Annotated in this window: 23 protein-coding genes and 3 tRNA genes; 14 read left to right on the forward strand and 12 right to left on the reverse strand. The window is 62.4% G+C overall.

The annotated features are described in order from the left end of the window. Positions 1–10 precede the first annotated feature (10 nt). The 6 genes from GTP46_RS19680 to GTP46_RS19705 all read right to left on the reverse strand — a co-directional run bounded on the left by GTP46_RS19680 (position 11) and on the right by GTP46_RS19705 (position 1,370). Complete coding sequence (locus tag GTP46_RS19680; RefSeq protein WP_161008331.1) at positions 11–454, reverse strand: hypothetical protein; 444 nt, start codon at positions 452–454, stop codon at positions 11–13. A gap of 118 nt (positions 455–572) precedes the next feature. Further along, positions 573–649: transfer RNA gene (locus GTP46_RS19685), tRNA-Arg, on the reverse strand. Between the two features lie 58 nt (positions 650–707). After that, positions 708–784, reverse strand: a tRNA-Arg gene (locus tag GTP46_RS19690). Positions 785–858: 74 nt separating this feature from the next. Further along, positions 859–935 (reverse strand) — tRNA-Arg (locus GTP46_RS19695). A 12-nt stretch (positions 936–947) separates the two neighbouring features. Next, complete coding sequence (locus GTP46_RS19700; protein WP_161008332.1) at positions 948–1,091, reverse strand: hypothetical protein; 144 nt, start codon at positions 1,089–1,091, stop codon at positions 948–950. 51 nt (positions 1,092–1,142) lie between these two features. Further along, positions 1,143–1,370, reverse strand: coding sequence for a hypothetical protein (locus tag GTP46_RS19705; RefSeq protein WP_161008333.1), 228 nt, complete (start codon positions 1,368–1,370; stop codon positions 1,143–1,145). A gap of 199 nt (positions 1,371–1,569) precedes the next feature. Between GTP46_RS19705 and GTP46_RS19710 the strand changes: the two genes are divergently transcribed. From GTP46_RS19710 to GTP46_RS19720, 3 genes are all read left to right on the forward strand, one after another. After that, a complete protein-coding gene (locus tag GTP46_RS19710) occupies positions 1,570–2,388 on the forward strand; it encodes a response regulator (protein WP_161008334.1) in 819 nt (272 codons plus the stop codon). 66 nt (positions 2,389–2,454) lie between these two features. Continuing rightward, a complete protein-coding gene (locus GTP46_RS19715) occupies positions 2,455–4,650 on the forward strand; it encodes a hybrid sensor histidine kinase/response regulator (protein ID WP_161008335.1) in 2,196 nt (731 codons plus the stop codon). 211 nt (positions 4,651–4,861) lie between these two features. Then, positions 4,862–5,839: a GGDEF domain-containing response regulator gene (locus tag GTP46_RS19720; RefSeq protein WP_161008336.1), complete on the forward strand. Its 978-nt coding sequence runs from the start codon at positions 4,862–4,864 to the stop codon at positions 5,837–5,839. Here GTP46_RS19720 and GTP46_RS19725 read toward each other — a convergent pair. Beyond that, positions 5,836–6,144 carry a hypothetical protein gene (locus tag GTP46_RS19725; protein ID WP_229259031.1) on the reverse strand — a complete coding sequence of 103 codons (309 nt, stop codon included), beginning with the start codon at positions 6,142–6,144 and terminating at the stop codon, positions 5,836–5,838. The two genes, GTP46_RS19720 and GTP46_RS19725, sit on opposite strands and share 4 nt — an antisense overlap. Positions 6,145–6,314: 170 nt before the next feature. On the opposite strand from GTP46_RS19725, the gene GTP46_RS19730 reads away from it, so the two are divergent. Together GTP46_RS19730 and GTP46_RS19735 are read left to right on the forward strand one after the other, a co-directional pair. Beyond that, positions 6,315–7,934, forward strand: a complete 1,620-nt coding sequence (locus tag GTP46_RS19730) for a response regulator (protein ID WP_161008337.1) — start codon at positions 6,315–6,317, stop codon at positions 7,932–7,934. 64 nt (positions 7,935–7,998) lie between these two features. Continuing rightward, the gene (locus tag GTP46_RS19735) at positions 7,999–8,718 is read left to right on the forward strand and encodes a sensor histidine kinase (protein WP_161008338.1); all 720 of its coding nucleotides are present in this window, start codon (positions 7,999–8,001) and stop codon (positions 8,716–8,718) included. On the opposite strand, the gene GTP46_RS19740 is transcribed toward GTP46_RS19735, so the two are convergent. After that, positions 8,719–9,252 carry a hypothetical protein gene (locus GTP46_RS19740; RefSeq protein ID WP_161008339.1) on the reverse strand — a complete coding sequence of 178 codons (534 nt, stop codon included), beginning with the start codon at positions 9,250–9,252 and terminating at the stop codon, positions 8,719–8,721. A gap of 142 nt (positions 9,253–9,394) precedes the next feature. On the opposite strand from GTP46_RS19740, the gene GTP46_RS19745 reads away from it, so the two are divergent. From GTP46_RS19745 to GTP46_RS19760, 4 genes are read left to right on the forward strand one after another with little or no spacing between them, the layout of a single operon-like run. Continuing rightward, on the forward strand, positions 9,395–9,829 hold the full coding sequence (locus tag GTP46_RS19745) for a MarR family winged helix-turn-helix transcriptional regulator (RefSeq protein WP_161008340.1): 435 nt from the start codon (positions 9,395–9,397) through the stop codon (positions 9,827–9,829). Next, a complete protein-coding gene (locus tag GTP46_RS19750) occupies positions 9,826–11,343 on the forward strand; it encodes an MDR family MFS transporter (protein WP_161008341.1) in 1,518 nt (505 codons plus the stop codon). The genes GTP46_RS19745 and GTP46_RS19750 overlap by 4 nt, the downstream gene beginning before the upstream one ends. Before the next feature lie 12 nt (positions 11,344–11,355). Continuing rightward, positions 11,356–12,792, forward strand: a complete 1,437-nt coding sequence (locus GTP46_RS19755; RefSeq protein ID WP_371869703.1) for an efflux transporter outer membrane subunit — start codon at positions 11,356–11,358, stop codon at positions 12,790–12,792. 9 nt (positions 12,793–12,801) lie between these two features. Beyond that, positions 12,802–13,950, forward strand: coding sequence for an HlyD family secretion protein (locus tag GTP46_RS19760; RefSeq protein ID WP_161008342.1), 1,149 nt, complete (start codon positions 12,802–12,804; stop codon positions 13,948–13,950). Here GTP46_RS19760 and GTP46_RS19765 read toward each other — a convergent pair. From GTP46_RS19765 to GTP46_RS19775, 3 genes are read right to left on the reverse strand one after another with little or no spacing between them, the layout of a single operon-like run. Continuing rightward, positions 13,947–15,482, reverse strand: a complete 1,536-nt coding sequence (locus GTP46_RS19765) for a hypothetical protein (protein WP_371869704.1) — start codon at positions 15,480–15,482, stop codon at positions 13,947–13,949. The genes GTP46_RS19760 and GTP46_RS19765 overlap by 4 nt on opposite strands. A 52-nt stretch (positions 15,483–15,534) precedes the next feature. Next, the gene (locus GTP46_RS19770; protein ID WP_161008344.1) at positions 15,535–15,795 is read right to left on the reverse strand and encodes a hypothetical protein; all 261 of its coding nucleotides are present in this window, start codon (positions 15,793–15,795) and stop codon (positions 15,535–15,537) included. A gap of 54 nt (positions 15,796–15,849) precedes the next feature. Then, positions 15,850–16,347 carry an Lrp/AsnC ligand binding domain-containing protein gene (locus GTP46_RS19775; RefSeq protein WP_135200039.1) on the reverse strand — a complete coding sequence of 166 codons (498 nt, stop codon included), beginning with the start codon at positions 16,345–16,347 and terminating at the stop codon, positions 15,850–15,852. A 98-nt stretch (positions 16,348–16,445) separates the two neighbouring features. Here GTP46_RS19775 and GTP46_RS19780 point away from each other — a divergent pair, with 98 nt between their 5' ends. From GTP46_RS19780 to GTP46_RS19790, 3 genes are all read left to right on the forward strand, one after another. Continuing rightward, complete coding sequence (locus GTP46_RS19780) at positions 16,446–17,729, forward strand: D-amino acid dehydrogenase (protein ID WP_161008345.1); 1,284 nt, start codon at positions 16,446–16,448, stop codon at positions 17,727–17,729. 154 nt (positions 17,730–17,883) lie between these two features. Next, complete coding sequence (locus GTP46_RS19785) at positions 17,884–18,723, forward strand: HDOD domain-containing protein (RefSeq protein WP_161008346.1); 840 nt, start codon at positions 17,884–17,886, stop codon at positions 18,721–18,723. Positions 18,724–18,729: 6 nt separating this feature from the next. Next, positions 18,730–19,755 (forward strand): transporter, encoded by a 1,026-nt coding sequence (locus GTP46_RS19790; RefSeq protein WP_161008347.1) that lies wholly within the window; start codon positions 18,730–18,732, stop codon positions 19,753–19,755. Here the strand turns inward: GTP46_RS19790 and GTP46_RS19795 are convergent. Next, on the reverse strand, positions 19,703–20,230 hold the full coding sequence (locus tag GTP46_RS19795) for a hypothetical protein (RefSeq protein WP_161008348.1): 528 nt from the start codon (positions 20,228–20,230) through the stop codon (positions 19,703–19,705). The genes GTP46_RS19790 and GTP46_RS19795 overlap by 53 nt on opposite strands. A 222-nt stretch (positions 20,231–20,452) precedes the next feature. Here GTP46_RS19795 and GTP46_RS19800 point away from each other — a divergent pair, with 222 nt between their 5' ends. Together GTP46_RS19800 and GTP46_RS19805 are read left to right on the forward strand one after the other, a co-directional pair. Further along, positions 20,453–21,670 carry an MFS transporter gene (locus GTP46_RS19800; RefSeq protein ID WP_161008349.1) on the forward strand — a complete coding sequence of 406 codons (1,218 nt, stop codon included), beginning with the start codon at positions 20,453–20,455 and terminating at the stop codon, positions 21,668–21,670. Beyond that, positions 21,667–22,281, forward strand: a complete 615-nt coding sequence (locus GTP46_RS19805; protein ID WP_161008350.1) for a helix-turn-helix transcriptional regulator — start codon at positions 21,667–21,669, stop codon at positions 22,279–22,281. The genes GTP46_RS19800 and GTP46_RS19805 overlap by 4 nt, the downstream gene beginning before the upstream one ends. Positions 22,282–22,291 lie beyond the last annotated feature (10 nt).

Genomic DNA, 22,291 nt, shown 5'->3' on the forward strand with positions numbered 1-22,291 from the left:
GGCAGTGCGGCTAGCGCGGGTGGGTGTACCACTGGAAGAAGACCATTTGCATGGTGAACTGCAACGCTGCGAGAGAGAGGCCGACACTAATCACCCAATTGCGCGAATACGTTATGGTGTTTGCCAGGTCTTCCTTGGTGGCGTAATGAGTAAGCAATTGGCCGATGTATTCCCTCATGCCGCCCCTCAGGCCACCCAACTCTTCTTTGAAATCATTACGCAGAGTGACAAGCGCTGCGTTGAAATCGCTACGCTGCTCGGCAAGTGCTTCCTTGAAGTCTGTACGCTGGGTGGCTAGCGCGCCATTAAAATCGGCGCGCTGCTGAGCCATCGCTGCGTGAAAGTCGACTTTTGTGACGTAATTGGCACGGATTTCTTCGACAATCTCCACCAACGTTTCCATTTGAGGCTCCTGCAACGAGACACGTAGCTCAATGCTCTGATCATTCGCCATGACAGCCGCCCGGTCAAGAGAGTCAGTCTATCGTGCGTACTTGAGTACGGTATTTGAGGAATCTCAAGGCACAAAGCAAAAAGGCCTGAAGATTTCTCTTCAGGCCTTTCTACATATTTGGTGCGGCTGGCAGGAATTGAACCCACGACCCCTTGGTTCGTAGCCAAGTACTCTATCCAGCTGAGCTACAGCCGCTTAACTTTTACATCTACTGCTATCAAACAGACTCGACAGTCTGCCCAACTAATAAATCTGGTGCGGCTGGCAGGAATCGAACCCACGACCCCTTGGTTCGTAGCCAAGTACTCTATCCAGCTGAGCTACAGCCGCGCAAAACAAGAAGATTATAACAGCACTTTCTTGTAGAAAACAGAAGAATCTTCCAACTCCTCTGGCAAAACTAGTGGTGCGGCTGGCAGGAATCGAACCCACGACCCCTTGGTTCGTAGCCAAGTACTCTATCCAGCTGAGCTACAGCCGCACTGTGCAAGCATTATAAAGCATTAATTTTGTTTTGCAAAGTTCGATATTTTCTATCGTTTAGTTGGTTCAGCGCACGAACCGCCAAATCAACCCATTTACAAAACTGCTCTGCTGCATCACTTTCAAACAGCGTGCCGTTCGAAAGAAGCAGCATTATAGGGACACTCCTCTAGCTTGTCCAGCACTGTCTGCGAAGCAATGTTTTTTAAGTGCCAAATTCCGCCGCCGCCTTGGCCGACCACAAGGCTTCGTTATAGGAGGGATACGGATCGCCATAACAATCCACATGGCCGTCCGCCCCGACAAACTTGATCCACCAGCCGGCGTCGTCTGTCAGGATGGCAATATCACCCTCGCGGCAATGGCCGCCAATTTCTTCGCCCTGTTCCAAAACGACTATATTTACTTTCCGATGTTTTACAACCGTGACCATTACCCCTCCTTGCTAGCTTCATTCATGCCAGTGATTACGCACATTATGAATATAAATTTGCTTTCCATGGCGCATTGCAGCATCATTCACCTGTCTCCTCTATTCCCCTCCAAGGAAATAGATTTAGCCCGCTCACTGTAGCGGGCTTTTTTTTTCCCGTGTACGATGCACTCACAATAACAGAGAGCGCCAGTACCGCATGAATTCTCCCGCCGCCGTCACGCCGCCCGCCCCAGATTGGCCGTCCACCGCTCTCGGCGACCAGGCCCATTGGCCGCCCAGCCTCAGGCTGGCCGTCGATATTATGCTCAATTCGCCGCAAGCCATGCTGCTGATGTGGGGCGAGCAACATATCATGGTCTACAACCCCGCTTACGCCGAGCTGATCGGCCTGCCCGGCCTGCATGCGCCCGGCGCGCAAGTGCCATCGGTGCAGCCGGCCGCCTGGAGCTGGAACAGCGGTGCCATCGCCGAGGCGCGCGCTGGCCACAGTCTCGCCTATCGCGGCTGCAGCCTGCCGGTCTGCCGTAACGGCGGTATCGAACAGCAGGCACTGGATCTGTATTACACGCCGGTCCGCGTCGACAGTGGCGTGGCCGGCATCCTGTGCACGCTGACGCCGTCCGCCGTGGCGCCGCTGGCGGCCGGCGGTGCGCCGTTGCGCCTGCTGGTGGTGGAAGACAATGCCGACGCCCGCTATCTGGTGTGCGAAACCCTGCGCGCGCTGGGCCATGAGGTCGAGGCGGTCGCTAGCGGCGAGGAAGCGCTGCCGCAGCTGGCCTCGCAGACGTTTGACGTGCTGTTCACCGATGTCAGCCTGCCCGGCATTTCGGGGGTCGAGCTGGCGCGGCGCGCGCTGGCGCAGCGGCCGCAACTGGCACTGATGTTCGCGTCCGGCTACGGTGACGAGTTGACCCGCCGCCTCGAATTCCCTGCCCGCTCCTTGCAAAAACCTTACGATATCGAGCAGCTGCAAGTGATGCTGGAACAGATCGCCGCCGAACAAACTGCGCGCTGACGCGACAAACGGTGCCGCCCGTCAACCGTGCGGAGCAGGCACAGGCCTTGGGGCTAAAATAAAACCATGATTCCGAACGCCCCTATCGCCACCTCGCCTCTCGCGCCGGACGCGCACCAAGAGCTGTTGCGCGCCAGGGAATCCTTGCGCCAAAGCGAGCTGGAACTGCGCGCATTGGCAGATTCCATGCCACAACTGGCATGGATCGCCGAGCAGGACGGCGCACTGGTCTGGTACAACCGGGGCTGGTACGAGTACACCGGCACCACGCCCGAACAAATGGCCGGCAACGGCTGGCAACGCGTCTATGCCCCCGACTGCCTGGATGCAATGGCCGCGCACTGGGAGCACTCGCGCCGCACCGGTACACCGTTTGAACTGGAAATCCCGATCCGCAGCGCCAACGGCGAATTCCGCTGGTTTCTCACCCGCGCCAATCCGGTGCGCCGCAGCGACGGCAGCGTACAGCGCTGGTTCGGCACCAGCACCGACGTCGACCAGGTCAAGCGCGCCCAGGAAGCCTTGCGCGATGAAACCGCCCTGCTCGAACTACTCAACCGCACCGGCGCCATGCTGGCCTCGCAGCGCGACCTGCGGCCGCTGTTGCAAGAAGTGACTGACGCCGCCACCAGCATCAGCGGCGCGCGCTTCGGCGCCTTCTTCTACCACACCACCAACAGCGCCGGCGAGGCGATGGTGCTGCACACGCTGTCGACCGGCGCCCCGGCCGCCTTCTCGCAATTCGGCCAGCCGCGCGCCACCGCCCTGTTCGGCCCCAGCCTGCGCGGCGAGGGCACCATCCGCAGCGACGACGTACTCAAGGATCCGCGCTACGGCCACAACGCGCCCTACCACGGCCTGCCAGCCGGCCATCCGCCAGTGCGCAGCTACCTGGCGGTGCCGGTGGCGCTGCGCAACGGCGTAGTGATCGGCTGCCTGTTCTTCGGCCATCCGCAGCCCGGCATGTTCAATGAGCGCACCGAGCGCATCATCGGCGGCATTGCCGCCCAGGCCGCGGTGGCGATCGACAATGCACGCCTGTACGAAGCTTCGCAACAAGCGGCTGAAGAACGCAAGGTGCTGCTCGACCGCGAGCGCCAGGCGCGCGCCGAAGCCGAACGCACCAGCCAGCTCAAGGATGAATTCCTGGCCACCCTGTCGCACGAACTGCGCACGCCGTTGACGGCCATCCTGGGCTGGGCCCAGGTGCTGCGGCGCGGCAGCCGCGACCAGGCCGACCTCGAGCGCGCCCTGCAAACCATCGAGCGCAACGCGCGCGCACAGGCGCAGCTGATCGAAAACTTGCTGGACATGAGCAGCATCGCCTCCGGCAAGGTGCGGCTGGAGATGCGGCCGCTGGCGCCGGCCGCCATTGCTGCCGCCGCCATCGAGTCGGTACGGCCGGCGGCGGACGCCAAGCAAATCCGCATCGACAAGGATTTCCAGTCCACCCCCGGCATGATCGCCGGCGACGCCAACCGGCTGCAGCAAGTGCTGTGGAATTTGCTCACCAACGCCATCAAATTCACGCCGCGCGGCGGCAGCGTGACGGTGGCCGTGCAGCGCGACGGCGAGCAGATCGCCCTCAGCGTGCGCGATAGCGGCATCGGCATTGCGCCGGCCTTCCTCGACCACGTGTTCGAGCGTTTCCGCCAAGCCGACTCCACCACCACCCGCCAGCACGGCGGCCTCGGGCTGGGCCTGGCCATCGTCAAGGACCTGGTCGAGCAGCACGGCGGCACCATCAGCGCGGCCAGCGACGGCGAAGGCAACGGCGCCAGCTTCACGCTGCGCCTGCCTGCCCACAATAGCCCGCCATTAGCGCAAGCTGTGACCGCCGAACCGCCGGCCCAGCCTGCCGCCACCCATGACCTCAGCGGCGTGCAAGTGCTGGTGGTGGACGATGAAGACGATGCGCGCGAACTGATTAAACGCATCCTGAGCGATTGCAACGCTGAGGTGCTGACGGCCGCCACCGCCAGCGAAGCGCTGCACTTGCTGCAGCATAAGCGGCCCGACCTGATGGTCAGCGACCTCGGCATGCCGGAGGTGGATGGTTTCGGCCTGCTGGACCGCATCCGCGCTCTGGGACCGTCACGCGGTGGCGACCTGCCCGCCATCGCCCTGACCGCCTTTGCCCGCTCAGAAGACCGGATCAAGGCGCTCTCCAGCGGCTTCAAGGCCCACATCGCCAAGCCGGTGGAACCGAACGAACTGATCGCCAAAGTGGCCGCCATGAGCGCCGCCCATCGCCACGTATAAGTTTCCACAAAGGAAGTATTTCATTCCTACTTGCAGACGCGGCAATGTCCTACAAGCAATTTGCAAATCGCTTGATACACTACAATAATATAAAAATAGGCGTACAATAGTTTCCACATGGAAATGCGTAGCACTTGTGTGCGTCGCAACACTGACGCCTGGGATATTATCGAATTATTATTCCGTACCGAGACAGACCGAGACCATCATTATGCCAAGCCGAGACGAAATCCTGAGCGCCAAGATCCTGGTGGTGGATGACAGCGCAGACAACGTCGAATTGATGTTGGAGATCCTGCGCGAGGCCGGCTACACCAATGTGAGCTCGACTATGCTGCCGGAACAAGTGTGCCCGCTACACCGCCAGCATTGCTACGACCTGATCCTGCTCGACCTGCAAATGCCGGGCCTGAACGGTTTCCAGGTCATGAAGGGCCTGAAGGAAATCGAGCAAGGCGGCTACCTGCCGGTGCTGGCACTGACCGCACAGCCGAGCTTCAAGATCGCTGCACTGGAAGCTGGCGCGCGCGACTTCATCAGCAAGCCCTTCGACCTGCTGGAAGTGCACAAGCGCATCCACAACATGCTGGAAGTACGGCTGCTGTACCGCGAACTGGCGCAATACAGCAAACAGCAGCAGGAACTGGCGCTGCACGATCCACTCACCGGCCTGCCTAACCGCCGCCTGCTGGAAGACCGCATCGCCAACGTGCTGCAGCACGCCTCCCGCCAGCAAAACAAGGCGGCCGTGATGTACCTCGACCTCGACGGTTTCAAAGCCATTAACGATACCCACGGCCATGCCTACGGCGATGAAATCCTCAAACAAGTGGCGCAGCGACTGATTGGCTGCGCGCGCAAGGAAGACACTGTGGCGCGCGTCGGCGGCGATGAGTTCGTGATCGTGATGGGCGGCATCGCCACCGTGGCTGATACCCAGGAACCGTGCGGCAAGCTGATCGATGCCGTTTCGCAGCCCTACCAGATCAACGGCGTCACCCTCAAGCTGTCAACCAGCATCGGCGTTGGCATCTTCCCGGATGACGCCCACGAAGTAGCGGCCCTGATCGCCGCTGCCGACGGCGCCCTGTACGAAGCCAAACGCTCGGGCAAGAACCGCTGCTGCACGGCGCAGATGCTGCCAACTCCGCCGCAGCAGCATCACGCCATGTCGGCCGCGCCGGCTTAATGCGGCGCCGAGATGGCGACCGGGTCGCTGGCCGGGAAGCTCATTTCAACGCCGTCGTCCAGCTGTGCCTCCTCGGCTTTTTCGGCCGGCGTTTCCTGCTCCTGCGCAGCCAGTGTAGTGATCGCCGCAGCCCACTTCACAAACTCCAGGTTGGCCAGGTCGCGCACCGTGTGCACGTTGAAGGCTTGCGCCAGCGCCTTGGCATCCTTGGCGCTGATGCCGCGTAGTGCACTGATTGGCGCGTCGGCCAGCGCGCGGAAGCTCAGGCCCACATACTCTTTGTCTACGACAGTATCGATGTTCATGATGACGTCCTTTCGGTTAAATGTCCTGTTTCACTGTGCCAGCATTGCCGCATGCGGTCTGTGCGCAAGCGAACTCCCCAATAGCCGCGTTCGATTGAACATAGTCTTTTGACATTCATATATGTGCTTGCTATCATCGATCGATGCTTCCCCATACGGCAGAGCGACCTGTGCCCAAACTCGATAATCCGAAGATCCTGGTCGTCAATGACGACGCCAATAGCCTGTTCGCGCTGACGAGCCTGCTCGCCCAATGGGCAGAACAGGAAGGCTACGAAGTGCTATCGGCGCCGTCCGGCCAGGACGCCTTGCGCCAGGTGCTGATGCATGACTTTGCCGTAATCCTGCTGGACGTGAACATGCCCGGCATGGACGGCTTTGAAACCGCCGCCGCCATCCATGCGCGCGCGCGTTCGGCCGACATTCCCATCATCTTCATCACGGCCTTCCTCGCCGACGAATTGGACCGCCTGAAGGCTTACCAGCACGGTGCGGTCGACTTCCTGTTCACGCCGGTGATCCCGCAAATCCTGTACGCCAAGATTTCCGTGTTCGTGGCGCTGGCCATGAAGAATGAGGAACTCAAGCAGCAAGCCCGCCAGCTGAGCCTGCGCACCACCGAACTGATCGCCACCAACAAGCACCTGACGCGCGAAATCGCCGAACGCAAGACGGTGGAACGGCAAAACCACGCCAAGGACGAATTCCTCGCCATGCTGGGCCACGAGCTGCGTAACCCGCTCAGCGCCATCAGCAGCGCCGCCTCGCTGATCGGGCTGCCCGGGGTTTCGCTGGACGGCGTGCAGCGCGCCAAGAAAATCATCCAGCGCCAGAGCCAGCACCTGGGCCGCATCGTCGATGATTTGCTGGACTTGTCGCGCGCCATGTCGGGCAAGATTTTGCTCAGCCGCGCGCCGTTGGAGCTGTCCACGCTGATCGCACAAACGCTGGAAACCTACCGCGCCACCGGCCGCAGCACGGACTACGAACTGGACCAGGACCTCATGCCCGGCTGGGTCGATGGCGACAGCACGCGGCTGGAACAAATCACCAGCAACCTGATCGACAACGCCCTGAAATACACCCCACCTGGCGGCCGCATCGCGGTGCGTACCTGGACCGAACACGACGACGTGGTGCTCAGCGTGAGCGATACTGGCGTCGGCATCTCGGCCGAACTGCTGCCGCATGTGTTCGACGTATTCGTGCAAGGCAGCCGCACGCTGGACCGCGCGCAAGGCGGCCTGGGCATCGGCTTGTCGCTGGTGCGCCGGCTGGCCGAACTGCATGGCGGCAGCATTGCGGCCGAGAGCGCCGGGGCCCAGCAAGGCAGCACCTTCACGCTGCGCCTGCCGCGCATCAACCACCAGCTGGAAGCGCCGGCCGCTACGCCTCAGCTGGGCACGCACGGCAAGCCGCGCGTGCTGCTGATCGAAGATAACGAAGATGGCCGCGAAATGATGACCATGATGTTGGGCGGCTACGGCTACGATGTACAATCGGCCGCCGACGGCCTGCAGGGTCTGGACGCCGCACGCACGCACCAGCCCGACCTGGCGCTGGTCGACATCGGCCTGCCCGGCATCGACGGCTACGAAGTGGCGCGCCGCCTGCGCGCCGATGCCGCCACCAGCGGCATCAAGCTGGTGGCGCTCACCGGCTACGGCCTGGCGGATGACTTGCGGCGCGTGATGGAGGCCGGCTTCGACCGCCACCTGGTCAAGCCAGTCGATATCGACCAGCTGATGGAGGTGATCGACAGCTGCGCCCGCGTGCCGGTAAAACAATAGCCGTGCGCCCCATCCGGCGAAGCTCGGTTATGATCGGAGCAAACCTGTCTTTACAGAGAAAAACATGTCCGTACCGGCACCACAAGACCAACAACCACTCCAGCAAGAAGCACTGCGCAGCGCGGACCTGAGCGAGCTTTTGGGCCATGTCCACACCTGCTGGGACAATGAGCGGCGCTCGCTATCGCGCCAGCTACATGATTCACTCGGTTCCTCGCTGACCGCGCTCACCATGCACCTCGGCCTGCTGATGCAAAAGCTGCCGCCCGACCCGGCGCTGCAGGACCGTGCCGGCAATATGAAAAAGCTGCTGGGACAAATCGTCGAGACCAACCGCCAGATGCAGCTGAAGCTGTGGAATGACAAGCTGGAATTCCTTGGCGTGCGGGTAGCGCTGGATGAGCTGGTGACGCAGTTCGGCGAGCAGCAAGGCCTTGCCGCCCGCTGCAGTCTGCCGGAAGAGGAACTGGACTGCCCGCGCAGCCACGGCATTGTGCTGCTGCATACGCTGGAAGAGGCGCTGCGCAACATCACTATGCACGCGCAGGCGACCGAGGTGGATGTCATCGTTGACGACAACGAAGATGAGGTAATGTTGACGGTGAAGGATAACGGCGTCGGCCTGATCGGCCCGGTGCCGGCGGGACAAGCGGCCGGCAAGTTCGGCCTGCGCATGGCGCGCGAACGTGCGGCCTATCTCGGCGGCACGCTCCTGCTGTCGGCCGGGGCTGAGCGGGGCGTCACGTTGACCATGATCCTCCCGAAGCCCAACGGCGCTGCCTGATTAGTCGCGACGTTCATGGCCACGGCCGTGGCCATTGTCGTGGCCAGGGCCGCGATCATCGTAGCGGCCATCACGGTGATCGTCATGATCGTCACGGTTGTTACGACGATCACGATGGTCATCCCGGTGGTCGTCGCGGAAATCACGGCGCTCCTCGCGGCGCACTTCACGGTAGTCGTGACGCTCCGGACCGCCATGGCGCTCGCGGTAGCGCGGCACATACTCCCGGTTGTACCAGCCATCCTGCACAAAGTACACACGTTGGCCGCAAGCGTGGTAAGCATAGCAATGCTTGCCCCAGTTTTTCGCATGGCCCGGCGGTACACGCAGATAAATCGGCGCCGTCTCGACGTAACGCACCGGACGCTCGATGATCACCGGCTGGCGGTACAGCAGCTGCGGCGCCGGATAGTCGCCGATATCGAGGCGGCCATAAAAGCCGGGCTGGCCGACACTGATGGACACGCCCACATCGGACGCAAAGGCGGAGGCAGACAAGGCCAGCAGGCTGGCGGCGAGTAACTTGGCTTTCATGATAAGTCTCTGTTTTTAGTACGAGCGAAGATGCTCAGCCTGGATCATAGCGGCCGCCCCAGCAACTTTCCGTGCGCTAGCGAACACAAATTGCTTGTGCTAAACTAATAGTTCGATATCTAACCATTAGCCGTAAAATCATATGTCTTCTATAGAAGAACGCTTCTCCGCCGCGCTGCACGGCTCCGCCCGCGCGTGGCGGCTGGCCATTGACCGCCGCCTCAAGCACCTGAACCTGAGCCAGGCCAGCTGGATGGCCATCGCCCTGACCGCCAAGGAAACCGAGCCGCCGTCGCAAACCAAGCTGGCCGCGCGCGCCGGCGTGGAAGACCCGACCATGGTGGCCACCGTCGACCGGCTGGTAAAAGCCGGCTACATGGTGCGCACGCCATCCGCCACCGACCGCCGCGTCAAGCTGCTGAGCCTGACGCCGGCCGGGCAAGACATCTACCACAGCGTATGGAAGGAAGCCGACGAGCTGCGCCGCGAGCTGCTCGGCAACGTCGATCCGGAGATGCTGCGCACCGTCACCGCCTTTCTTGAAACTCTGCAGGCCAACGTCGAGTCACAAACATGAGCATCGCGAATGATGGCCTGAACCGCCGCATGATCACCGTCTCGATCATGCTGGCAACCATCATCCAGGCCCTGGACGGCACCATCGCCAACGTCGCGCTGCCGCATATGCAGGGCAGCTTGTCGGCTTCGCAGGACCAGATCACCTGGGTGCTGACCTCCTTCATCGTCGCCGCCGCGATTGCCACGCCGCTGACCGGCTGGCTGTGCGACCGTTTCGGCCAAAAGAACATCTTCCTCGCCTCGGTGGCCGGTTTTACCGTGGCCTCGGTGCTGTGCGGGCTTTCCGGTTCGCTGACCGAAATCGTGATCGCGCGCCTGCTGCAAGGGATCTTCGGCGCGGCGCTGGTACCGCTGTCGCAAGCCACCCTGCTCGACATCAATCCGCGCGAGAAGCACGGCTCGGCGATGGCGGTATGGGGCATGGGCGTGATGATCGGCCCTATTCTCGGCCCCACGCTGGGTGGCTGGCTGACTGACAGCTATGACTGGCGCTGGGTGTTCTTCATCAACGTGCCGGTGGGCGCGATGGCGTTCTACGGCATCTGGCGCTACATCAAAAAGACCGATGCGCCACGCAAGATGCAGTTCGACGCCTTCGGCTTCGCGACACTGAGTCTGGCCATCGGCGCACTGCAAATGCTGCTCGACCGCGGTGAGCAGAACGACTGGTTCGCATCTACTGAGACCTGGGTGGAAGCCATTATCCTCGCCCTGAGCTTCGCCTACTTTGTCGCTCACACGGCCACCCGTCCGGCCGGAAAATCCTTCTTCGACTACCGGCTGCTGCGCAATTCCAACTACGTCAGCGGCCTGTTATTCATCTTCATCGTCGGCCTGGTGCTGTACGCGACGCGCGCGCTGACGCCTTCGATGCTGCAAAGCCTGATGGGTTACCCGGCCAAGATCGCCGGTCTGGTGACCGCACCGAGCGGCATCGGCACCATGGTGGCAATGATGGTGGTGGGCCGTTTGGTCGGCAAGATCGATCTGCGCGTGCTGCTGGCCACCGGCTTCCTGATCACCGCCTTCTCGCTGTGGCAGATGACCCAGTACACGCTGGTGCTGTCGCAAAGCGATATCGTGTGGCCGGGCGTGATCCAGGGCCTGGGCCTCGGCCTGGTATTCGTGCCACTGAGCGCCGCCACCTTCGCCACCCTGTCGCCGGAGATGCGCGCCGAAGGCACGGCCATCTACAGCTTGATACGCAATATCGGCAGCTCGATTGGCATCGCGCTGGTGCAGACGCTGTTGGCGCGGAATACGCAGACCGTGCACGCCTCGCTGGTCGAACACGTCACCATCGCCAATCCGGCGCTGCTGGACAACCTGGCCACGCCACAGGCGGCGGCCTCGCTGAATAACGAGATTACCCGCCAGGCCTCGATGATCGCCTACGTCGACGACTTCTGGCTGATGATGATAGCGACGCTGTGCGTGATCCCGCTGCTGTTGCTGATTAAACCGCCGGCGAAAACCGCGCCGGCTGCAGTCGATCACGCTGCGATGGAATAAGGAGAACATGAAGTGAAAACACCTACCGTATCAACCATGGTCGCAGCCGTGGCGCTCGCACTGGCCGGCTGCGCCAGCGTGCCGCCCGACAGCAACGCGCTGGCCAAGCGCGATATCGCCGGCGCCGAACTCTCGTCCAGCATCAAACTGGCCAACGAAGGCTGGCCGCAAGCGCAGTGGTGGACCGCCTACCACGACGAGCAGCTCAACGCCATCATCAAGCAAGCCTTGGCCGGCGGCCCGTCGCTGGAAGTGGCGGCAGCGCACATCGGCAGCGCGCGTTCCTCGCTGTCGCGCAGCGTGGCCGATTTGGGCGTTGACATCAGCGCCTACGCCAACGCCAACCGTCAGCGCTACTCGGGCACCGGCTTGTTCCCAGCGCCGATCGGCGGCGCCTACTTCACCGACGAAACGCTGCGCCTTGACCTGCGCTACAACTTCGACTGGTGGGGCAAAAACCGCGCGCAAGTGGCGGCCGCCGTCGGCGAACTGAATGCCGGCCGTGCCGCCTACGCGGAAGCCGAGCAAGCGCTGGCTGCCTCCATCGCCCAAAGCTATTTCCGCCTGCAAGGCGCGTGGGCGCGATTGGCGAACACCGAGCAATTGGCGGCCACGCAGGACGCGCTGGTGCAGGACAAAGCCAAACGCATCGCGCGCGGGCTGTCCAACGCCGACGAACAACGCGCCGCCCAGTCGGAGCTGAACCTGATGCGCAAACAGCAGGCGCAACTCAAGGCCGATATCGAACACGAACGCGAAGCCCTGCGCGCGCTGGCCGGCGCCGACAACACCGCGCTGGCAGACCTAAAGCCGGTGGCCGTGTCGCCCGCGCCGCACGCCCTGCCCGCGCGCCTCGGCATGGAACTGCTGGGACGCCGTCCAGACCTGCAGGCAGCGCGCTGGAAGCTAGAAGCTTCCATCAGCAAAATCGACGCCGCCAAAGCCGCGTTCTATCCGGACCTGAATCTAAACGCCTCCATCGGCCTCGATACCGTCAAAGTCGAAAACCTGCTGCAGGCAGCCAGCCGCACCGTGTATCTCGGCCCGACGCTGACACTGCCGCTGTTCGACAGCAAGCGCCTCGACGCGCAGCTGGATGGCGCACGCACCAGCCGCAATGAGCGCATCGCCGAATACAACCAGACCATCATCGAAGCCGTGCGCGAAGTCGCGCAAGGCGGGGCGCAACTGCAAGGCATCGAGCAGCAGATCGTGCAGCAAAGCGCAGCGACCACGCTGGCACGCGCGCAACTGGCGTCGGCGCAATCGCGCATGGATCATGGGCTGACGAATAACAGCAGCGTACTGAATGCGCGCCTGTCCCTGCTCAAGCAGCAGGACGCCGACCTGTATCTGCAACAAGTACAACTGCTGGCCGAAGTGGCGCTGACCAATGCGCTGGGCGGCGGCTATCACGAAGAAGCGCCGCTGGCGACTGTCACCAAATAGGATCACATCATGAGCACTGAAACCACCAAACCAAACGACAACAAGCGCAAGACCGTGCTGGCGGGGATCACGCTGGCCTTCGTCGCCGCCGGTGCAGCGTACGCGGTTTACTACGAGAGCGTGCTGTCCAAAGTGCAGGAGACCGACAACGCCTACGTGGGCGGCAACCTGGTCAACCTGTCGTCGCAAGTGACCGGCAACGTGACCGAGATCCGCGCCGACGAAACGCAGATGGTGCAAGCCGGCGCGCCGCTGATCCAGCTCGATGCAGCCGATGCTGACATCGCGCTGGCACAAGCCGACGCCAAACTGGGCGCCGCCGTACGCCAGCAACGCCAGCGTTATGCGGACGTGGCGCAGTACGACGCCACCATCACGCTGCGCAAGCTGCAATTGAAAAATGCCGAAGACGATTTGGCGCGCCGCAAGCCGCTGGCCGCCGACCACACCGTGTCGGGCGAAGAAGTCGAACACGCACGCCAGGCTGTAGACGATGCGCGCGCTGCGATTGCGGTGGCGATCAAGCAGGAAGAAGCGGCCAAGGCTGGCGTCAACGGCGTGAGCGTGGCACAGCACCCGGCGGTGCAGGCAGCGAAAGCGGACTATGTGCAAGCGTGGCTGGCGTCGCGCCGCAATACCATTTTGGCCCCGGTGTCGGGCTACGTCGCCAAGCGCAGCGTGCAGATTGGCGCGCGCGCCACGCCGGGCACTTCGCTGATGGCGATTGTGCCGCTGGACCAGCTGTGGGTGGACGCCAACTTCAAGGAATCGGAACTGAAGAACATCCGCGTCGGCCAGGCGGCCAAGGTGGAAGCGGACATGTACGGCAGCAAAGTGGAATTCCACGGCCGCGTGGTGGGGCTGTCGGCGGGCACCGGCAGCGCGTTCTCACTGCTGCCGGCGCAAAACGCCAGCGGCAACTGGATCAAGGTGGTGCAGCGCCTGCCGGTGCGCATCGCGCTCGATCCGAAAGAGCTAAAAGACCACCCGCTGCGTATCGGCCTGTCGACCACCGTCTCGGTGGACATCAGCAAAACCGACGGCCCGGTGCTGGGCGCAGCGATGCCGCAAACGCCGGTCTACACCACGCAAGCGCTGACGCAGCCGCTGCAACAAGCCGCCACCGCCGCCGACGTCATCATCGCTAAAAATCTTTAACGCAGCTCGGCGTCCAGCTGGCGGATCGCGGCTTGCGCTTGCGTGATGACGCGGTCGGCGATGCGCTGGCGCATGCCGGGCACGCGGCCGGCCGCTTCGGCTTCCAGCAAAATCGGCGTCAGCAACTGGACGGCAGAATCGCGGAAGCCTTCCGCCACCTGGTCCAGCTGCGCGTTGAAGGACTGTTCGGCGGCAACCAGCTGCTTGCGCAGCTCTGCTTCAAAGGCCATGCGCTTGTCGCGGATTTCGGTGCGTTTGCGCTTGCCGCCGTCGGTGAACCATTTGAACGCACCAGCCAGCAGCACCGCGCCGCCCACAAACGGCGCCACCGGCGCCACCACTGGCAGCACCACGGCCGCACCGATCAGATAGGCCGCCGTGCCGGTGCTGGCCGCCACCGCCGCGCCGCCTGCCAGCGTGATATTCGCCGCCGTATCGAGCTTGTTGACGATGCGTGTACCGATGCGCAGGCGCGGCATCAGCTTGGCCAGCGCTGCGTGGTGCTGACGCTGGAACACGGTCGCCTGCCCCAGCTTCATCCCCGACTGGAACAGCCGCAGGTCTTCCTGCAGCAGGTGCAAAGCCTGTTCCTTGCGCCGCACGATGCGGTCCAGCCTGCGCTCCATCTCTTGCCCGAACTGGTTGCGGCCCATGCTGGCCCACACGTCTTCGTCTTTCCATTGATCGGTGTTGAGACGGTCCGTCATCGCCAGTTCGATAGCGTTACCGGCGTCGTGCACGGCGTCGTCGATTTCTTCGACCATCAACCCGCGCTCATAGGCGATGCGTTGTTCGACCAGTACCAGCCGCTGCGCCACCTGGCTTCTCAAATCGCTGGCCGCACTAACCAGCGGCGTGGCCGCGACATCGCCCGGCGTCAGCAGGCGTAGCTGCTCCTGGTAGATGCTGATGTTTTGCGTGATGGAGGCAGTGGTGGTGCTAACCAGCTCCCGCAGCGCAACCTGGTCAATCTCCCCGGCCTGGAAATGGCGCGCGTGGTCGATCAGTTCCAGTTGGCCGGCCGTGCGGCCGAAGTCCGCCACCGCGTCGGCCAGCGAACGGCCGCGCACCAATCGGCGCGCCTGCTCGCCAAGATTGGCGAAGATGCCGCGCTCTTCGGCCGGCGGCAAGCGATTCAGATCTTCCGGCGACAAGCGCACCGACAGCACTTTCGCCAGCCGCTGCGCCAGCGCGCGCGCCTCGGCGCCGTGCAGCGCCAGCAAAGGAATTGCCATGCCCAGCGCCTGCTCGCGCGCTTGCTGCTCGATGCCGGTGCAGCTGCGGCCAAGCGCATTCAGCGCCCAGTCGACTTCCACGCCGGACTCAATGGCGTTTAAAACCAGTGCGGTGAAAACGGCGGAGGATTGGCCGTCGCCAGCGATGTCAGTGACGGCGGCGAACTGGGCCAGCGTGAGGCTGCCCTCGTGACCGGCGATCGCGCCCACCGCCCGCGCGTAGGCGGAGCTGAAACTCTGGTCGGACGACAAATGCTCGTCCAATGAGCGCACGACGAGCTGCGAGGAAGGATGCACACCTGCTCCAGTTGGTTGTGATGCCATTATGGCATTGTAACTGAAGCGCGGCTTAGTGCGGCAGGTAGCGCACGATGGCAATCACAGCGCCAATGGTCAGGCTAGTCTGTGCGATGAACAAGGAGATCATCCATTTCAGCATGTCAAACTTGAGGTCTCCTAATTGTTGCGCGAGTTCGGCCTTCACCCACGCCTTAGAAGCAAGACTTTCCAAGACCTCGCCCAGCGCATCAGCATGCGCAGTCGCCTGTTCGGGCGGCACACCGGCCGTTTCAAGCGTCTTGCGGTATTTGGTGGATTCGACGGAATTCATGGGAACAGTATGCACCGCCCTCCACCGAATGCAAACGACACACTTTGATTTAGATCATCCCTGCACTACTTCGGTCGACAAAGTCAGTGTTTCCTTGATCTCCTCCATCACGACATAGCTTTTCGACTGCGCCGCACCGGGCAGGCTGAGCAGCATTTCGCCCAGCAGCTTGCGGTACTCGGCCATTTCGTGGATGCGCGCCTTGATCAGGTAGTCGAAATCGCCCGACACCAGATGACACTCCTGCACTTCGGGAATGCGCAGCACCTCGCGCCGGAACTGCTCAAACGCCGGCCCGGACTTCTGGTTCAGCGTGATCTCGACAAACACCAGCAGCTTGGCCCCCAGCGAGGGCGGATCAATCCGCGCATGATAGCCGGTAATCACGCCATCGCGCTCCAGGCGCTTGACGCGCTCGATGGTCGGTGTGGTCGACAAGCCCACCTGCTCGCCCAGGTCTTTCATCGAGATGCGCCCATCCTCCTGCAGGATCTGCAATATCTTTCGATCAAGCTTGTCCAGCCCGCGGACCGATTCTTTTTGAATTCTCATGAAAATCCACTGTTTTTAAGAAAATATACAGTAACAAACACTGCGATAACGAGAATACCATAGCGGAATATCTGGTCAATAAATAATCGGGGGCAAAAATGCGTGTAGTGATCCTGGGCAGTGGTGTTATTGGCGTCACCAGCGCCTACTATCTGGCCAAGGCCGGCCACGAAGTAACCGTACTCGACCGTCAACCGGGCCCCGCCCTCGAAACCAGTTTCGCCAACGCCGGCCAGATCTCGCCCGGCTACGCCTCGCCGTGGGCCGCGCCTGGCATCCCGCTGAAAGCCATGAAGTGGATGCTGCAGCGTCACGCCCCGCTGTCCATCACGCCCGACGGCACCCTGTTCCAGCTGCAATGGATGTGGCAGATGCTGCAGAACTGCAATGCCGAACGCTACGCCGTGAACAAGGAACGCATGGTGCGCCTGGCTGAATACAGCCGCGACTGCTTCAAAGCCCTGCGCGCTTCCACCGGTATCGAATACGAAGGCCGGCAGCAAGGCACGACCCAGCTGTTCCGCACCCAGGAACAAATGGACGCCGCCGCCAAAGACATCAGCGTGCTGGAAGAAACCGGCGTGCCGTATGAGCTACTGAGCCGCGAACAACTGATCAATGCTGAACCGGGCCTGGCCCGCAACAAGCTGGTCGGTGGCCTGCGCCTGCCGAACGATGAAACCGGCGACTGCCAGCTGTTCACCACCCGCCTGACCGCGATGGCCCAACAACTGGGCATAAAGTTCCGCTACGGCGTCGACATCACCGGTCTGGTCAGCGATGGCGATGCGCTGAAAGGCGTGCAGTGCGGCGACGAGCTGGTCACTGCCGATTCCTACGTGGTGGCCATGGGCGCCTACTCGACCGCGCTGCTGAAACAGCTGGTGAAGATTCCCGTCTACCCGATGAAAGGCTACTCGATCACCGTACCGATCGTGAATGCCGACGCTGCACCAGTCTCGACCATTCTGGATGAAACCTACAAAATCGCCGTCACCCGTTTCGATGACCGCATCCGCGTGGGCGGCATGGCCGAGATCGCCGGCTTCGACCACACCCTGAATCCACGCCGTCGCGAAACGCTGGAGATGGTGGTCAACGACCTGTTCCCTGGCGCCGGCAACACCGCCCAAGCCAGCTTCTGGACCGGCCTGCGTCCTATGACGCCGGACGGCACGCCGATCGTCGGCCGCACCGGCCTGCGCAACCTGTTCCTCAACACCGGCCACGGCACGCTGGGTTGGACCATGTCCTGCGGCTCGGCGCAATTGCTGTCGGACCTGATCTCGTCGCGCCGCCCGGCCATCCGCGCCGACGACCTGTCGGTCAGCCGCTACAGCAAAGAACACGGCGCGCGCCAGCCTGAACTGGTCAACGCCTGAGTTAGCTTTACCCCGTTCGCGGCGCCCCATTCCGGCGCCGCGAACGTCTCCCCTCTTCCCTCCTTACACATCTTCGCGTCACATCTGTCTCATTGCAGACGACAAGCGACGCATAGCGTTGAGATTGACGCCAAGCCTGCGTATAATTTTGACCATGAATAAACTCGAAGCATACGGCCACATCGCGGCCCTGGCCATCCGTGGCGAACTCGTCTTTCCAACCAGCGTCAATGCGGCGCTGCGCGTGCAACTGGCACTGGATGATCCTGACTGTCCGATCGACACCGCCATCAGCCTGGTGCTGGCCGAGCCGCTGCTGGCCGCCAAGACCGTGGCCATTTCCAACTCCGCCATGTTCAACCGCGCCGGTGCGCCGGTGGTGACCAATGTGCGCGGCGCCATCATGCGCATCGGCTACCAGAACCTGTTCGCGCTGGCAGCGGCCATGGTGGTGCGCCAGTTCGGCAGCAAGATCTCCGATCCGGCGCTGCGCAACAAGGCAGAAAAACTGTGGGACCACACCATCGCCGTCGCCGCGCTGGGCCGCCTGATCGGGCGCTACGTGACTGGCGTGAATGAAGATACCGCGCTGTTTGCTGGCATCGTGCATGAGGTGGGCGGCTTCTACCTGCTGTCGCGCGCCGACGAATTCCCCGGCCTGCTGGATGAAGATCCGGAAAACTGGCACTCGGCCAGCGAAGAAATCATCACCCGCGAAGTGATGCGCAAGCTGTGCATCCCGGAGCCGGTGGCCGACGCCATCGAAGGCCTGCGCGACAGCTTCATGTCGATCCCGCCGGATACCCTGCTCGACACGCTGCTGCTGGCCAACCACCTGACGCCGGTGAAATCGCCGCTACAGGAACCGCAGCGCGACCTGCCGCCGCATTCCGATTCGGCGATTGACCTGTTCATCGATGAACATAAACTGGCCAGCATGCTGGAAGAGGCCAAACGCGATGCGGCCGATATGAGCGCCGCGCTGCTGGTCTAGTTCACGATGCAGAGCACGCCGCAGTCCTACGGTTCCGATCAATCCGGCATGGTATGCGGCTATCTGTTTGGCCGTAGCGCCGACGGCAAAGGCCAGCCACTCGATACCGACTCCGCCTGTACATGGATGAAAGAACGCGAGCAACATCCGCAGGAATTCATCTGGTTGCATTACAACCTGGCCAACACCGCTAGCGAAAAATGGCTGCACGAGCACACCTCGCTGCCGGAAGAGTTTTACGAAAGCCTGCACGAAGGCCCGCGCTCGACGCGCATCGAACTGGCGGACAACACCCTGATCGCGGTGGTCAACGATGTGCTGCACGATTTTTCGTTCGAGCCGTCCGACATCTCGACGTTGTGGCTGGGCGTGGACAAGCAGATCGTCATCAGCGCGCGCCGCAAGCCGCTGCGTGCGGTGGACAGCTTGCGCAACGCCGTGCGCAATGGCGAGCCGATCCGCTCATCGGTGGAATTGCTGACCCACCTGCTGCGCGACCAGGCCGATGCGCTGATCAAAATTGTGCGCGACGCGATTACCACGGTCGACAGCATCGAAGACAATCTGCTGGCCGGCAAACTGACCACCAAGCGCGCCAGCCTCGGTGCGCTGCGGCGCGTGCTGGTGCGCTTGCAGCGGCTGCTGGCGCCGGAACCGGCGGCGCTGTTCCGCCTGCTGCAAAAGCCGCCAGCGTGGATGGCGGAGATCGACGCGCAGGAACTGCGTCAATCGACCGAGGAATTCTCGATGGTGCTGGCGGACATGGCGTCGCTGCAGGAACGTATCAAGTTAATCCAGGAGGAGATTGCGGCGCTGGCCAGCGAGGCCAACAACCACAGCCTGTTCGTGCTGACCGTGGTGACCGTGTTGGCGCTGCCGATCAACATCATTGCCGGCTTGCTGGGGATGAACGTGGGCGGTATCCCGCTGGCGCAGGCCGAGCACGGTTTCCTGATCGTGGTCGTGATCGTCGCGAGCTTTACCGTGATCGCCGGCTGGCTGGCCTTCCGCCGCCAGCGCGACGTGAGCTAGCAGCGCCCAGCGCACGCACGCGCCATGCGCCGGCGATGGTGGCAGCAATGCCCATCGCCAGCGCGATGAAATTATCGTGGCGATAATCGCTGCGCACTTGCTCCAGGCTAGCCACCTGCTTACCGCCGACGGCGACCGTGTAAGCCGTATAAAACTCGCCGCTCGCGAAGCCGATGCCAGTTTTCTGCGCGCGTAAAAACTGCACGCTGACTGGATACATGGCCGCATCACGTATCGCTGCGCGCTGCTTGCCATCGGCATCCCCCTTGACATACAGCACCAACTGCTGCTGATCCGACAGCCTGAAATACAGCGCCCCGCGCGTCTCTTGCTGCCAGGTTACGCGCCCTCGCGCCAGCTCCAGCTGTTCCGTTTTCGGAAAACGATACTCAAGCACGCCAAACAGCGCGATCAAGGCGATACCGAGCCAAAGAAAAAAATACGCCCCGCGCTCGCCGGCAAACCAATCCCTCATACCAAGCCCAATCAAAAAAATGCATCATACCCAATTCGGGGTCAGCTCTGTCATTTGGACACGCAGTACAAATCCTTGATCTACCTCAATACGCAAAAACAGACCAATTTGCGTATTGAGATAAGTCAAAGAATAAGTGCGCATGTCCAAATGACAGAGCTGACCCTGAATTTGTAAACTTTTTTGTTTACTTATTATTGGGCCAAGCGTACAGTTGAGGGCATGAAAACTCATCTGCTGATTGCTTCCGCCTGCCTGCTGGCTTTGTTATCCACCATCGGCGCCGCGCTGCCTTATCCGATCTTGCCGCCGCTCTTTGCCGCCGGCGCTACCAACGGCCTCAATACTTTCCTCGGCCTGCCACCCAAGCTGTTGTTTGGCCTGGCGCTGACGATTAATCCGCTCGGCCTGCTGATCGGCTCGGCCCTGCTCGGCCCCATGTCGGACCGCTACGGCCGCCGCCCGGTACTGCTGATTACCGCCGTCGGCGCCGCCATCGGCCACGCCGTCACCGCCGCCGCGCTGATCATCGAGAACTACCCGCTGTTCATCATCGCCCGCTTCGTTACCGGCCTGCTGGAAGGCAGCGGCTCAGTCGCGCGCGCCCTGCTGGCCGACCGTCTCGACGGCGACCTGCGCCGCAAAGCGCTGTCGTGGTTGAACGGCGCGTTCTACATGGGCTGGCTGGCCGGTCCACTGCTGGCTGGCGCCACGCTACAGTTCGGTATCACCACGCCGTTCTGGGTCGCCGTGGCCGCCCTGCTGCTGGTGGCTGCACTGGTCGCCGTCACCTTGCCGCGTGAAGCCGCTTCGCACGCTACCACCTCGTGGTGGCAAGTCGCACGCGATCAGCACTCGCTCAACCTGCTGCGCGAACCGGACCTGCGCAGCCTGTTCATCGTCACGCTGGCCTACACCTGCGGCGTGACGGCGTTCTACGAGTTCTATCCGCTGTGGCTGGTAGAAGTACCGGGCTACGGCGCGCAAGGCATCGCCTGGGTCACTGCTGCCATGTGCGCCGTGATGACGGTCACCACCATCGTCGCCGGCCGTCCATTCACCGGCGAACCACTGCTGCGCGCGCGCCGCTACGCCTTCACCGTGGCCGCCATCATTGCAGCGCTGGCTGCCAGCAACGCCACGCTTGGCCTCGCCTGCATCATCCTGTACGGCATACCGCATTCGTTCTACAACGCCATCGTGCCCAACTACTGCGCCGAACGCTTCGGCGGCACGCACGGCCAAGGCGCCGTGATGGGCCTGATCTCGACCACCTTCTGCCTCGCCAACATCATCATGGCGCTGGCCGGCGCGGTGCTGACGCTGATCGACACCCGCCTGATCCTGCTGCTCGGCGCATCCCTGAGCGCCTGGTCGGCCTGGCGCATGCAGCAATGGCACCGCAGCATGAACACCCGCGTGGAGGGCGCGCTGCCATGAACACCGCCGAACAGACGCTATTCCTGATCAAGACCCGCGGCCCGCAGACCGCCCAGCAACTGGCCGCACTGCTCAACCTGACTTCGATGGGCGCGCGCAAGCAGCTGGAAGCCTGGCAGGAAAAAGGCATGGTCACTTACGAGGACGTGGCCGACAAGCCGGGCCGCCCATCGCGCCGCTGGCTGCTGACCGAGGCCGGCCACGCCCGCTTCCCCGACCGTCACGCCGACCTCACGCTGCAGTTGATCGATCAAGTGCGCGCCCTGTTCGGCGAAGCCGGTCTCGACAAGTTGATCGGCTCGCGCGAAGCGGCCAGCGAACGCGACTATCGCCAGCACCTGGCCGCTGCCCGCTCTCTGCCCGAACGGGTGCAGGCGCTGGTGCAAGCCCGCAGCGCCGAGGGCTATATGGCCGAAATCGAAGCGCAGGACGATGGCAGCCTGCTGCTGATCGAAAACCACTGCCCGATCTGCGCCGCCGCCAAACAATGCCAGCAATTCTGCCGCTCGGAGCTGGACGTATTCCAGCGGGTTTTAGGCCCGGATTGCTCGGTCGGCCGGGTCGAACACATGCTGGCCGGGGCACGGCGTTGCGTGTACGTCATCAAATAACTATAATAAG

The sequence above is a fragment of the Duganella flavida genome, assembly GCF_009857445.1.
In the GTDB taxonomy this organism is placed as follows: Bacteria; Pseudomonadota; Gammaproteobacteria; order Burkholderiales; family Burkholderiaceae_D; genus Rugamonas; species Rugamonas flavida.